This is a genomic window from Kribbella sp. NPDC056861 (assembly GCF_040687575.1).
In the GTDB taxonomy this organism is placed as follows: Bacteria; Actinomycetota; Actinomycetes; order Propionibacteriales; family Kribbellaceae; genus Kribbella.
Genome location: NZ_JBFBNQ010000004.1, coordinates 311,250 through 323,317, shown reverse-complemented (window position 1 = coordinate 323,317; position 12,068 = coordinate 311,250). Strand labels below are relative to the sequence as shown.

The following is a 12,068-nucleotide window of genomic DNA, read 5'->3' as shown; positions in this document are numbered from 1 at the left end:
CGGTTCCTGGCTCGCGGCGACTCGCGGCTAGCGGCTAGCACTGGCGGCTGGCAGTTGGCGACGGCTCGCAGCTCCCGGCTGGCTACCCCCCGGCTGACGGCTCGCGGCACCCAGCCAGCGACTCGCGGCCGACCCGGCTCTCGACCGGCGACTCCCGGCTCCCGGTCGCAGCTCGCAGCCGGCGGCTCGCAGCTGGCGGCTCTCGGCTGGCGGCGGTTGGCCACTCCCGGCTGGCGGCTCCGGCGCCCGGTCGGGGCTCGCGGCCGGCGGCTAGCAGCTCGCGGCTGGCCCGGCTCTCGTCCGGCGGCTCTCGGCTCCCGGCTGGTCAGGCGGTCCATCAACTCCTAGACATTCCTGGTGCTGGCGGCCGGCATCACCAAGATGTCCGGCAACCGCTCGACCCGCCGAGCGCGATCCCGGCCGCTGCGCAGGACCACCTGAGCCTGCATCCTGCTCGGGGTTTCAGGCAGCTGGTCAGCGGGCTAGCGGCTTGTACTGAGCTGTTCGGGCCAGCGCCAGCGCCAGCGGCTAGCGGCAAGCGACTCGCGCGCCAGCGGTTAGCGGTCAGGTGCAAGCGGGCAAGCGGGCAAGCGGGCAAACGGGCAAACGGGCAAGGTACTTGCGAGCTAGCCGCTCTCGGCTCCCGGCTAGCGGGCGAGGTACTTGCGGACGTCGTCGGCTACCTGGGCTCGGTTTGCCATGCCGTACTTGCGGAGGATTGCGCTGAGGTGGGTCTTGACCGTGTTGAGGCTGATGCCTAGTTCAGCTGCGAGTTGGTCGTTCTCGAGACCGTCGACCAGTAGTACCGCGACGCCTTGCTGGGCCTTGGTGAGGGCGGTGAAGCGTTGTTCGGGGCCGTCGTCGGTTTCGAGCATCATCTCCATCAGCTCCGACTGCATCACCTCGGTGGCCCGGATCAGGCGGCGCAGGTGTTCCTGGACCGGGGAGTCGACTGCTGAGGGTTCGTCCATCGCCTCGACCGCGATCTCGCGCAGTCCGGCGATCCGTTGACCGATGTACTCCATCACGTGATCGGAGGTGAGCAGGTTCGGGCTGTCGTCACCGGCCGGCAGCCGGCGCAGCGCGTCCTTGTCCTCGTCTTCGCGGGTGAGCACCCGCTCGACCATCCCGCACAACCACTCGAACGCCCGGACCGCGTTGTCGTCATAGGTGTTCGGCGTGTAGCTGTGCATCGACAACATGCCGAACAGCTGGTCGGGCCCGTTCTTGGCCGGCCGGAAGATCGGCACCGTCACCGCGTCCTGCGACTCCCTGGTGAGGTCCCCGGTGGGCACTCCCGCGTGCAGGACCGCGCCGTTGTCGTACGCGAACCGGTAGGTCTGCCGCTGCTTGAGCAACCAGGCGGTCTGACCGTTCGGGCCGAAGATGTGCGTCGCGGGGTCGTCGTACCGGCCGGAGTCGTAGCCGTACGGGTAGCGGACCCGGTTCGAGCCGTGCAGGAAGCCGACGTAGAAGCTGTCGACGGTGGCGATCTTGCCGGCCACCGCCCGGACGTAGTCGTACAACCCGTAGTGATCGCCCCGATACAGCGACTCGATCTTGTGGTACGCCTCGCGCAGGATGATCGCCGTCTCGGCATCCACCCGCAACGGTGCAGGCCTGTCCGCTTCCACCGGCCGCGATTCCCCCTGTCGGCTCGAACGATCGGCTCGAACCGTCGGCTCGATTGCCAGCTCTGAGGTCAACTCTAAGTCAGCACTCCTGTCGAACCTGAAGTCAGTGCTGATGCCTGTACTGAGCCGGCGCTGCTGTCTGCGGAGCACTATGCCCGCCGTCACGCTCGGTTGCCAAGGGGAATCGGTCAACAGATCCGTCTCCTCGTCGAACTCCCGCCGAGCAGTCGAGCAGCTGTTGACCACCGCGTTCTGTCAGGCGCCGGACCCGGTCAGCCGCTGCCAGCTGGCCAGATCACCCCAGCTCGACCGCGATCCGTCAGGAGCCGGACCCGGTCAGCCGCTGCCAGCTGGCCAGGTCACCCCAGGTCGACCGCGGATCGACATACGGCCGAATCAGCGCCGTCAGCTCCGCGTCGTCGTCACCCTTGAGTTGATCGGAGGCGATCTTGCGAGCCACCCCGGCCAGGAAATCCGCGACCTGGATCCGCGGATCGGTGAACGAATGCACCAACTCCAGCCGCGCCAGCGCAGTACCGGCCTGGAGTTGGGCGATGCGTTCGGGCGACAGCGTCGTCTGCCGATCGTGCGCGATCGCGACCCACCGGCTCCGCTCACCCCAGTACTCGACCGCCCGAGCGATCGCCCGCATCAACGGATCGAGCGGCGAGATCACCGGCGGCTCCGCCAGGATCAACGCTTCGGCCCGCGGCCTCGACTTCTTCAGCGCCTTGACCGTCGGGTCCTCGTACTCCAGCCGGTCGAGCGCCGAGTAGAAGACCTCGGCGTTCTCCCCCGCCCGCAGCAGGTCGTTCCCCGCTTCCAGAAATTCGTTCCACCCGCCGGTACCGCGCCCCGCCCGGTAGAGGTCGTCGGCCGGCTCATCGGCCAACTGCCCGGTCAGTTGCGAGACCAGGAAATAGGCCTTGTCGATCAACTGCACCTGCGCCTGCCCGAGCAGCGGTCCACTCGAACCGAGCAGCCACAGCAGGACCGGCCGGTGCTTCGACCGGAGTACATGGTTGGCCTTGTACTCCGTGGCGGGCGACCTGATGCGCTCCCGCAACTCCGCCACACACCCGGCGGCAGTCTCTCGATCCAGCGCGATCGCCGCATGCGCGAAGACATCGGTGACCCCGCCGACCAGCTTCTCGCCCTCATAGCCGGACTCGTCGCAGGCGATCTCGACGAGGCTCACACCTCGACTGTCTCACCAAACCCAGCTCACCGACCCCGGCTCACCGACCTCGACTCACCGAACAGGACCAACCCAAGCCGCAGCTCACCGAACCAGACTCACCGCAGCCTCATTCACCATCGCGACCGTTTTCTCCCCACGACCGGACGCCAGCCGAGTGAGCGCGGCGATCACCTCACTATCACACCGCTCGATCCGAACCACCCCGTCGACCGCGACCACCTTCAACTCACCCTGCCGCAGCGCCCGGCTCCGGTGGATCGGCCGAATCGCCCCCACCCGCAGATCGAACACCAGCCCACCGCGACGCCGCTCGACCTCGTCCTGCACCACCCCGACCGCGGCGGCATCCCCGACCACCAGCAAGCTCGTCATCACCGTCTCGATCCCCCGAAACGGCGGTACCTCGGCCATCTCCGCCCCAGCCCGCCGAGCGGTCTCCCGGATCTCTTCCAGATCAACAGGATCGATCACCACGACTTCCCGAACAGCCTCTCCCGAGCCCACCCGCGCTCCCCTCCCGAAATACTGCGTGGGCGCGGATGGTGGGAACCCTGTGCAACCGGTAGATGCGCGATCTGGCCAGGTGTACCGCCCCGTACACCCCGACTGATCGACCGACTCGAGCTCACCACCTGGTTGAGCTGACCCGGCCCTTGCGACGCATCCCCAAACGTGGAGCCCTGCGCTCCCCGGTCACACCGTCCTCCACCACCCACGCCCACAACTCCGAGACCAACTCAGACCGTCCAGCACACCTATCCCCAGTGCCCCCACCAGAACAGGCAACCACCAGACAACCTGACCCATCGGTCCCTTCCATCCCCCCGAAGCCCACTTTGTCACTCTCCGCACTCCCCGCCCATCCCCCGCCGAATGATCTTTACCCCCGGCACCCTCACCCCAGGGATGAGACCCCGAAGTATTCCCAGGTGGGAGGGCGATTCGGGGCGAACGCAGGCCCGGCCGGCGGACCCGAGGGGCCGCCGGCCGGTTGGTTGCTGGGAGTGGTCTCAGCAGGTGCCCCAGGACTGGAAACCGAACCAGCTGAAGCTGAAACAGTGCCAAACCATCGTCCTCACCTCCCTCGGAACGCCGTAGTCGCACGGCGAACCGATCCCGATCGGGAGCTGGGGGCGGGCGGTCAGAACGAGCGCCTCGCGGCCGGGAGCGATACGGTTCGGGGAGGTCCCCCACCGTTGACCAGCGCGCTACCGGACCGAGGTGAAGATTTGTGAGCTCCAGAGTCGATCTCCTGACCAGCGAATTGGACGACCTGCACCGAGGACGCGGCATCCACGCGCCCACCGTCGGCGCCAAGCTCGGCCCGACGCTGCGGGAACTGATCTACGGCGACAACGAGCCCGACGAGGCCGAGAGCCGCAGCGTCATCAAGGCCTCGCTGGTCTCGGCCGCGCAGGTGCTGCCGACCGACCTGGCCAGGGTCTTCAGGGCCGGTCTCGGCGTCGACGACACCTCGCCGCTGCTGACCGACCGGCTGGCCCGGCTGGGGCTGTCGATGGACCGTGGCACCCGCACGATGAGCCGTCGGCTGGCTGAGGCGAACCGGGCGGTCGCGCAGGTGCTGGAGCGACGCGCGCGGGTCAGCGACGACCGCAATCCCTTCGCCACCAAGGGCTGGTACGTCGACAAGCTCGAGTCGCACGCCGTGATCGGGGACCGGCCGAGCTTCACCGGGATCCGCGACATCAAGTTCACCCATGACAACGTCAGGTACCTGTGCGAGTCGTTCAGCGTCCCGCACAGCGCCGGTACGCCGGCCGGCGACGACCTCACCGTCGAGCCGACCGAAGGCTGCGAACTGGTCGAGGTGAACCGGTTCTCCCCCAGTTGCTGGCAGCTCACGATCCATCTGCCGCAGACGTTCAAGGCGCTGGACACGCACCGGGTCGGCCTGACCGTCACGATGCCGTCGCACGAGTTCATCCGGCCGTACAACGCCCTGGTCGCGGTCCGCCGGACCCGCTCCTTCCACGCCAGTGTCACCTTCGACCCCGAGACGAAGGTCGACGAGGTCTGGCGGTACGACGGAGTACCGCCGCTGTCGATCGAGGACGGCGTGCCGACCAACAACCTGCTCGACCTCGGGACCGGACGGACGATCGCCGCAGACTGGCCGACCGTCCGTCAGGGCCTCGCCTACGGAATCGGCTGGTCCTGATCCCCCTCCGGCGCCAGCAGGTCGTCGAGGACCTCGCACACGTCGCACTCGGCCCGGTGGCCCAGTACTTCGTCAGCCGATCGGTCCAGCGCCTCCTGCGCTGATGCTCCCTCCTGCATCAGCGATCGGAAACGAGTCCGCAGCGCCGCCACCGCGACCACGTCAGCCGGGTCGACCGTGGGAGCGGCCAGCTCACGCTGGTGGTCCTCGGTCAGCGGTACTGCGAACGTCAGCAGCGGATGGCGGATGAAGTCGTCCACCCACCTCCGCCCGGCCACCTGCTCGGCGGTGACCAGCACCAGGTGGATGTCGGCGGACAGTTCGGCCCGGGTCGTGGTCGCACCGACGACCCGCAGTACGCCGTCGACCGTGCTCTTCTCACCGGCCCAGACGTCGACCGGCCAGACAGCGCTGCGCCGATCGTCGCGGCACGCATAGCCCCGCATCATCCGGAACAGCATCCGGAGCCAGTGCCGCTCGCGATCGTCCGCAGCGCGTTCGTCGAGCGCGCCGTTGATCCGTGCCGCGATGCCGTCGTTGCGGGTCGGCTTGGCCGGCAACCCCCGTCGTACCCGGCCGTCGCGTTCGTAGTCGGCGACCTGCGACGAGACGATCGTGCGGGCGTAGCCGAGCCGGTCCTTGATCGGCGACATCGCCTCCCGCCGGTCCCCCAGCCGCTGGATCGCCCGGGCGTAGACCTCGTGCATGATCCCGAGACAGCCCACGTCCCGGCACAGTTGGTGAACGTTGCCTCCGGTCCCTGAGTACGGCACCCCCCGGGTCGGGCACTGCGCCTGCCCGACCAGCACGTGCGCTCGACGCCGGAGCTTGGCGGTCCCGTACCAGACCAGCTCGGCCAACCGAGGATCAACTGCTGACATCCCCACTACCCCCTCATGCGAACCATGGCCGCAATGGCCGCCGCCCCCCTCCGAGCGGTTGGTGGTTCCATGGTTCTGGCGAGGCCCCGCAGGACCGAGAAGATCGGGAGAACTGTCAACTATCTGTCAGGTCTGGACCAGTCAGCAGACCGGACCGAGATCGAGCCGGCCGGAGTACCGGTGAACGTCCGGCGGGTAGCTCAGCCAGCGGGCCAGCGCCACCGCTCCCCACGGCATCAGGATCAGTGGCGGCGGCGACAACTCCACTCCTGGCGACTGCGTCCCAGCGGCATCCGGCGCCTTCGCTGATGCGCCGTCGCGTGACTCATCGGCGACGAGCATCGCGCCGAGCAGGGATCCGAGTGGACCGCCGGCCGTCTCACGCCCGGCCGACACATGCGGCATCGCCTGCGCCCGCAGTACTTCGAGAAGCTCGGCCATCAGGTAGGGATCCTGCAACTCCTCCGCAGCCTCGATCGCCCACTGATGCGCCTCGGCATGCATGCCGGCGAAGGCGAGGCGATCCCCACTGTCGACTCTGGCAAAGCGAAGCTCCTGGCTGGCAGTCACCGCGACCACTGCGGCTTCGATAGCGGCCTGCGGTCGCCGCAAGACCTTGAGAAGAAGGAATGCCGCCGCAGTAGCCGCAACTGTTGTCGCCGCCAACGAACCGGCTGCCCGGCTGCCACGCCAGCTCGCCTCGATGATCTGGACCGATTCGACCGGACGACCCGAGGCGAACTCCACCAGCGCCGCCGACATCTCCAGGTTCGCCACCAGCGCCTGCGGATACCCACCAGGCTTGGCCTCCTGCAACCACTGGAACGCCTCGTACGCTTCGGCCAGCGCCTGCTGCGCCTCGTCCAGCCGCTTGAGGCCGCCGAAGACCATCGCCCGCATGGCGTTCATCCCGACGATCAGATGCCCTTGGGTGACCCGGTCGCACTCCGCGATGGTCCGGTCGAGCAGCTCGAGCTCACCGGCATCGATCACGCCGGTCCGCATCCGCAGAACCATCTCGTTGACGACTTTCACGGGATCGTCGGCCAGACCGTGCTCCGGGTCGCCGGTGACTCCGGTCGCCCAGCGGATCAGGGTCTCGAACCGTCGCCGTTGCTCCTCGTCCCCCGCCTGCCTGATCCATGGTTCGGCACTGCGCGCGGCCGATTCGACCGCGATCAGATCACCAGCCAGTACTCCGGTCTCGCCGCGGGTCAGATGCCACTCGGCCTGGACCGACTCGGAGGCGCCGTCCCAGTACAGCCGCGCTTTGCCGAGATGGTCGAGCGCTCCGGGCAGATCGTTGTCCTGGTTGGCGGCACTGGCAGCGAGTACCTCGAGATCGGTACCGCTCACATCGTCCGGCCACCAGTTCGGCCTGGACAGAATCCGGTCCATCAGCAGCCGGATCTGCTCGATCGGACCGTCGATCGCGTGCAGGTGGTCAGCTGCCGTGGCCAGCGCCAGGATGACCTCCCACCACAGCTCCGGATCCCCGTCCGGCTCGTGTTCCTCCAGCAACAGGCCGGCCCGCCAGGCCCACTCCGCAGTACCGAGTACCTCGTCGGACTCGCCCAGCGCGACCACCAGGTCGAGGGCGCAGCCGATCCGTAACTGCGGATCCTCCGTCAGGCTGTAGGCCTCGACCCGGTCCTCGATACCGGCCGAGGCGTTGCCTCGCTCGCGTTCGGCATCCGCCCTGGCTATCAGCGCCTCTGCCCGGACCTCCGCGTCGACACCATCCCCCAACGCCAGCAGGGCGGACATGTCCGCGATCACCTGCTCCGGTCCGATGCTGTCGGGGTCCATCCTGACCAGCAGAACCCAGGCGAGCTCAGGGCAGGGCATGGCGAGGACGAACTCGCAGACCGCGTCCAGGCACGGCTTCGTCATCGGCGGCGGCTCGGTGTCGTCGTCGGGCCACAGGTCACTCAGGTAGCTCCGGAGTTCGTCCGCCAGCGCGTCGCGCCAACGGGCCGGATCGGCGGACTGGCCCGCCACCGCGACCATCCCGCGGATCGTTGGCAGCACGTCCTCACCACCGATCAGACCTGCTTCGAAGCGCACCAGCAACTCCTCCAAGGAGCTGAGGGTCACGGCCTCCGGCGGCGGCATGTCAGCCACGGTCGCCACCAGAGGCGAGGTAGCTGGTCAGCGCCGCCCAGTACAACGGTGACGCCTCCGGAGCCGGATCGGCCTTCCAGGCTTGGAGCCTGCCCAGTTGCCACTCCCGCAGCGTCGTGATCGGACTCTCGGACCGATGAGCACGATGTACGGCGAGAGCCAACTGGGTGGCGGGCAGTCCCGCGGCCTGCAAGCGGTCGGACGGCAACGTCCACCGGGTGCAGGTGACCAGCTGCGCGCCCGCGTTGATCGCGGCCACCGGTAACCCACTCGCCTCGGTGAACCTGGCATCGTCGCTGCCGCACCCGATCAGCGCGACCCGCGCCGGGGCCGGCCAGCGAGCAGGATCCGCCAGCCACATACCGGCGGTGAGCGGATCCCGGATGCCGTGACGCTGGAACACCAGCGCCGCCGCAGCCGGTTCCTCCGGCCGGCCGGCCGTGACGTGGCCGAGGTACAGCAACCGCGACCAGGCTTGACCGGCCAGCGCCTTCCCGGCCGCCGCAGCACTCATCGAGTATTTGCCTGGGGCAACCACCTCGCCGGCCGTCAGGCCGCCTCCGCCCACCAGCTCTGGCGGCAGCCTCCCCGGATAGATGGCTGACTCCCCCGTCACGCTGTCCTCCGCGGGACCTGCATCCACGATCGCCAGCCCTGGCAGGGAGCAGTCGACCGGTGGCGCCGATCTGGCTCTCGTCACCGCGATCCCCGGTGACATCGCACTAACCAGCAGCGCGCTCTCGATCAGCCTGGTGTTGCTCCGGTCGTCGACCGTCACCGCCTCCCAGGGCACGTTCGCCAGCCAGCCTCTGGCGGCGATCTGCACCTGGTGCCGACCAGGCTCGAGCAAGCCGTCGCGCAGCGCGGGTGGCAGCAGCCTCGCTCCGAGCAGCGTCGCCGCCGCCCGTTCCTGGATCGGATCCACCAGGATGTTCCTGTGCAGGTCGAGTTGCCCGTCTGCCGATCGCTGCGGGGCGATGGCGAAGGCCGACGCCGCCGCATCGTGGGTGTCCCGCATGACCCCGCCGCCGACCGCGGTCGCGGGAGCCGTGCCGTCCGTGTGCAGCAGCGACCAGGCGACGTGGACGCCCATCGGCTCGAGGGTCAGGCGCCACACCGACTGGCGGGTCACCGCTCCTCCGGGCGGGGCGCGAGCGGCGCCGCGGCGGCGTACCAGATCTCGGCGACCGTCGCCCGCGCGCTGCCGTCGACCGGATCTCTCCCGTCCAGTCCGAGGTCTACTTCGTCCTCTACGTCTTCAGGGGTCCAGTACTGCCGATCTTCTTGGGTAGCAGGGATCAACGCGGTGCACTGCGCGGCGGCGGCTGCCCCAAGGCCATCTGGGAGCTCGCTGTAGCGGCGGGCGGCCGAGGCGAGCGCTTCGCAACCGGTGATGGTCAATTCATCTCGGACACCAGCCGGGGCGACCGAAGCCAGGCGGAGCGAACACAGCCCGCGAGTCGCCCAGCGAACCGCTGCCGCACGCCTGGCGTCAGTACCCGTACGCGGCGGCCGCGGAACTCCCCGCACCTGGACCTCGACGGACAACCCCGAGCCTTCGGAGCTCCTGATCTTCTCCACGATCACCGGATCGAGCCGGTGTGAACCCATCAACGCCCCGTTCTCGGGCCGCAGCAGCAACTCCACGACAGCGAGCGGCAACGGCCAGGACGACAGGTACAGCGTCGCCTGCAACGCGGTCGACGGCAACGCCAAAGCATCCGGTACGACGAGAAGCTCAGCGTGTGGCGACGACGGAAAGGCCTTGACCACAACGGTGAGCAGATCCCCACCGGCTTGCGGGACAAGCCGCCAGGAGACGGCATCCTCGGTGCGTGAGGTCGCCGCCGGCGGCGTACGGTCCCAGTCGACCGGTCCCCACCCCCGGTGCGTGAGCGCGTCGTCCTTGCCCATCACGGGCGCGCCCTGCGGACTGAGCTCCCCGATCACCGCCCAGGCAGCGTCCGCATCCACCGCCGGCAACTCGAAGGCAGCCTGCGCTTCCAGCAACTCCGCCTCGTGCCGGATGTCCTCCAGCCGGTCCGCGCCAGGCGGCAACTGCGCCTCGATCTCGCGAAGCGCCGCCACCACAAGCGCCGGTACTGCGTCCGCCTGCCGAAACTCCGACCCGGTACGCCGGGCCAGCCACGCCCACTCCAGGATGGTCGGAGCCCAGTCGAGCAGCGCGTCGGTTCGGTTGTGCTCGTTATCGAGCAGCGCGCTGAGCCGTGTGGTCAGCAGGTTCTCCTCGACGATCAGCAGCGGCCGGTCCAGCGCGACCGGGCAACGGTCGGCCAGCCAGCGCAGTACGCCGAGCCGTACCAGCGCCTCGCGATCCGGCGACTCCACCAGCGGAAGGCGAACCGGTGCTTCGTCCGCGGTAGCCACCGCTGCCGCGACCTCGGTGCCGTAGAGGGCCTCGACCGCCGACAGCTGGGACGGATCGCTGATCCGGAGCTGTCCGGGACCATGCGGCGACATCGGATCGACAGCCAGCAGACTCCCGGTCAGAGCAATGAAGACCAGCCCCGCGGCGCCGGCCGGCTCCGGTCCGATGACGATGCTGCCGTCCGGTTCGGTGCGGACCTCGATACCGCCGGCGGCGTCAGGCTCGGTACTCATTCGTCCTCCGACTTCGGGTGCTGCTCGATCAGATCCTTCAGTTCTTGCCGGTCGAGGACGTGGTCGGTCCAGGCGACGCCGTACCGGGCGCGGGCCAGGTCGGCGTACTCGTCCAGGATCTCAGTCGTGGGATCCCGCCACAGCCGATCGACCAGGCTCGGGTTGCTGAGCAGGAGCGGGGTGGTGGCGTTGATCCGGGCTTCCGACGGTGCTTCCGGTGAGGCCTCGGTGAGCCACTTCATGACGGCTTCGGGAACGGCCTTGTCCAGCGCGGCGAACAGCAACGGGTTGAGCTGGTCGGAGGACGCCGGTGGCAGGTGCTCTCGTTCCAGACAGTGCAGACCCATCCAGAGCTTGCGTACTAGTGCGCGGGAGATCAGATCGACGTACGGGTCCGGCGGGCCGTGTTTCTTGACCAGCTCCCGGGCGGGGCTGGAGTAGCGGAACCAGAGGGTGATCTTCGCGGCTGCTGCCGCGGCCAACTCCCCGTCCACAACCGCGTCGTCCGAGACTTGGTGGACCGACTCCATCCACAGTTTCCAGGCTCTGATCGACCGGGATAGAGCAGCTGGTCCGGCCTCGACGGGAGCGGCCGAGATGCTGCGCAGGGCAACACGATGCCGGTGCGCGGTCAGGCCGTAGCCGCGGCAGGTCCGGCTGATCTCCTCAGTGGCGCAGGCATCCGCGGTGTGGGCGAACCGTTCCGATGCCGGGCGAGCCGACGAGCAGGATCGCGCCGAGGTCAGGAAGTGCAGCCGGTACCGGCCCCAGACGCTGCGATCGGTGCCGAGCAGCCACGAGTTCTCGTTGACCCGAGCGTCGAAGGGCGGCGCCTCGTCGCGTCCCAGTCCGATCGCGGACGGTGGAAACTCAACCAGGGAACGAGTTCCGTACTGCGCCCACTCCTGCTGGTAGAACTCGCGCCAGCTGTCCACAAACGCCCTCTTGCCCAAACCGACAGGCCGATCCCGCCAAGCGATGCCGATCTCCCGGCCCAGCGTGCCGGGGTCCAACGGTTCGGGTGGATCCTGAGCGTACGCAGTACCGACCGCGGAGCAGCTCGGCTCGCTCAGCTCAGCCGCGGTGGCTTTGAGGCCGAACTCCTGGACCGACTCCATCGCCATCGCCACCACCTTCTTCTGCAGGTGGACGGCCTCCCGAATGGTCGGCAGCAGTCGCTCGATCAGCCTCTGCGCGGCTTCCGCCGTTTCCGCCGGCAAGCGCTCCCGGTAGCCGGGGACTGTCTCCGACGGCACATCCCAGCGGCCGCGGACGATCCGCCCGGCGACATGTTTGAGCACGTCGCTGCGCTGGCTGCCGGAGCCGCGGCGGAAGAGCTCGTCCCACTCGGCTCCGCTCAACGCGGTCTCGACCAGGCTGTGCACAGTGGCGTCCTGGTTCATCTGCTCCCCCCACCATTCACTGAC

The 12,068-nt window shown here is 68.7% G+C and carries 9 protein-coding genes; 1 reads left to right on the top strand and 8 read right to left on the bottom strand.

Annotated features, from left to right (window positions below):
• Window positions 1-647: 647 nt before the first annotated feature.
• The 3 genes from AB0P21_RS21005 to AB0P21_RS20995 form a co-directional block, all read right to left on the bottom strand.
• Window positions 648-1,634 carry a LuxR C-terminal-related transcriptional regulator gene (locus tag AB0P21_RS21005; RefSeq protein WP_363698794.1) on the bottom strand — a complete coding sequence of 329 codons (987 nt, stop codon included), beginning with the start codon at window positions 1,632-1,634 and terminating at the stop codon, window positions 648-650.
• Between the two features lie 319 nt (window positions 1,635-1,953).
• Complete coding sequence (locus AB0P21_RS21000) at window positions 1,954-2,832, bottom strand: hypothetical protein (RefSeq protein WP_363698793.1); 879 nt, start codon at window positions 2,830-2,832, stop codon at window positions 1,954-1,956.
• A gap of 84 nt (window positions 2,833-2,916) precedes the next feature.
• A complete protein-coding gene (locus AB0P21_RS20995) occupies window positions 2,917-3,306 on the bottom strand; it encodes a hypothetical protein (RefSeq protein ID WP_363698792.1) in 390 nt (129 codons plus the stop codon).
• 760 nt (window positions 3,307-4,066) lie between these two features.
• Between AB0P21_RS20995 and AB0P21_RS20990 the strand changes: the two genes are divergently transcribed.
• Window positions 4,067-5,014 carry a hypothetical protein gene (locus AB0P21_RS20990; RefSeq protein WP_363698791.1) on the top strand — a complete coding sequence of 316 codons (948 nt, stop codon included), beginning with the start codon at window positions 4,067-4,069 and terminating at the stop codon, window positions 5,012-5,014.
• Here the strand turns inward: AB0P21_RS20990 and AB0P21_RS20985 are convergent.
• The 5 genes from AB0P21_RS20985 to AB0P21_RS20965 all read right to left on the bottom strand — a co-directional run bounded on the left by AB0P21_RS20985 (window position 4,993) and on the right by AB0P21_RS20965 (window position 12,044).
• Window positions 4,993-5,895, bottom strand: a complete 903-nt coding sequence (locus tag AB0P21_RS20985; protein ID WP_363698790.1) for a hypothetical protein — start codon at window positions 5,893-5,895, stop codon at window positions 4,993-4,995. The genes AB0P21_RS20990 and AB0P21_RS20985 overlap by 22 nt on opposite strands.
• Window positions 5,896-6,036: 141 nt before the next feature.
• Window positions 6,037-8,019, bottom strand: coding sequence for a hypothetical protein (locus tag AB0P21_RS20980; protein WP_363698789.1), 1,983 nt, complete (start codon window positions 8,017-8,019; stop codon window positions 6,037-6,039).
• A complete protein-coding gene (locus AB0P21_RS20975) occupies window positions 8,012-9,151 on the bottom strand; it encodes a CHAT domain-containing protein (RefSeq protein ID WP_363698788.1) in 1,140 nt (379 codons plus the stop codon). The genes AB0P21_RS20980 and AB0P21_RS20975 overlap by 8 nt, the downstream gene beginning before the upstream one ends.
• Window positions 9,148-10,641 carry a hypothetical protein gene (locus AB0P21_RS20970; protein ID WP_363698787.1) on the bottom strand — a complete coding sequence of 498 codons (1,494 nt, stop codon included), beginning with the start codon at window positions 10,639-10,641 and terminating at the stop codon, window positions 9,148-9,150. The genes AB0P21_RS20975 and AB0P21_RS20970 overlap by 4 nt, the downstream gene beginning before the upstream one ends.
• Window positions 10,638-12,044, bottom strand: a complete 1,407-nt coding sequence (locus AB0P21_RS20965; protein WP_363698786.1) for a hypothetical protein — start codon at window positions 12,042-12,044, stop codon at window positions 10,638-10,640. Before AB0P21_RS20965 ends, AB0P21_RS20970 begins: the two co-directional genes overlap by 4 nt.
• Window positions 12,045-12,068: the final 24 nt, after the last annotated feature.

Excerpts from the sequence above, each read along its gene's own strand:
- AB0P21_RS20985 (WP_363698790.1), bottom strand. The coding sequence starts at position 5,895 with ATGTCAGCAGTTGATCCTCGGTTGGCCGAGCTGGTCTGGTACGGGACC.
- AB0P21_RS20970 (WP_363698787.1), bottom strand. The coding sequence starts at position 10,641 with ATGAGTACCGAGCCTGACGCCGCCGGCGGTATCGAGGTCCGCACCGAA.
- AB0P21_RS20965 (WP_363698786.1), bottom strand. The coding sequence starts at position 12,044 with ATGAACCAGGACGCCACTGTGCACAGCCTGGTCGAGACCGCGTTGAGC.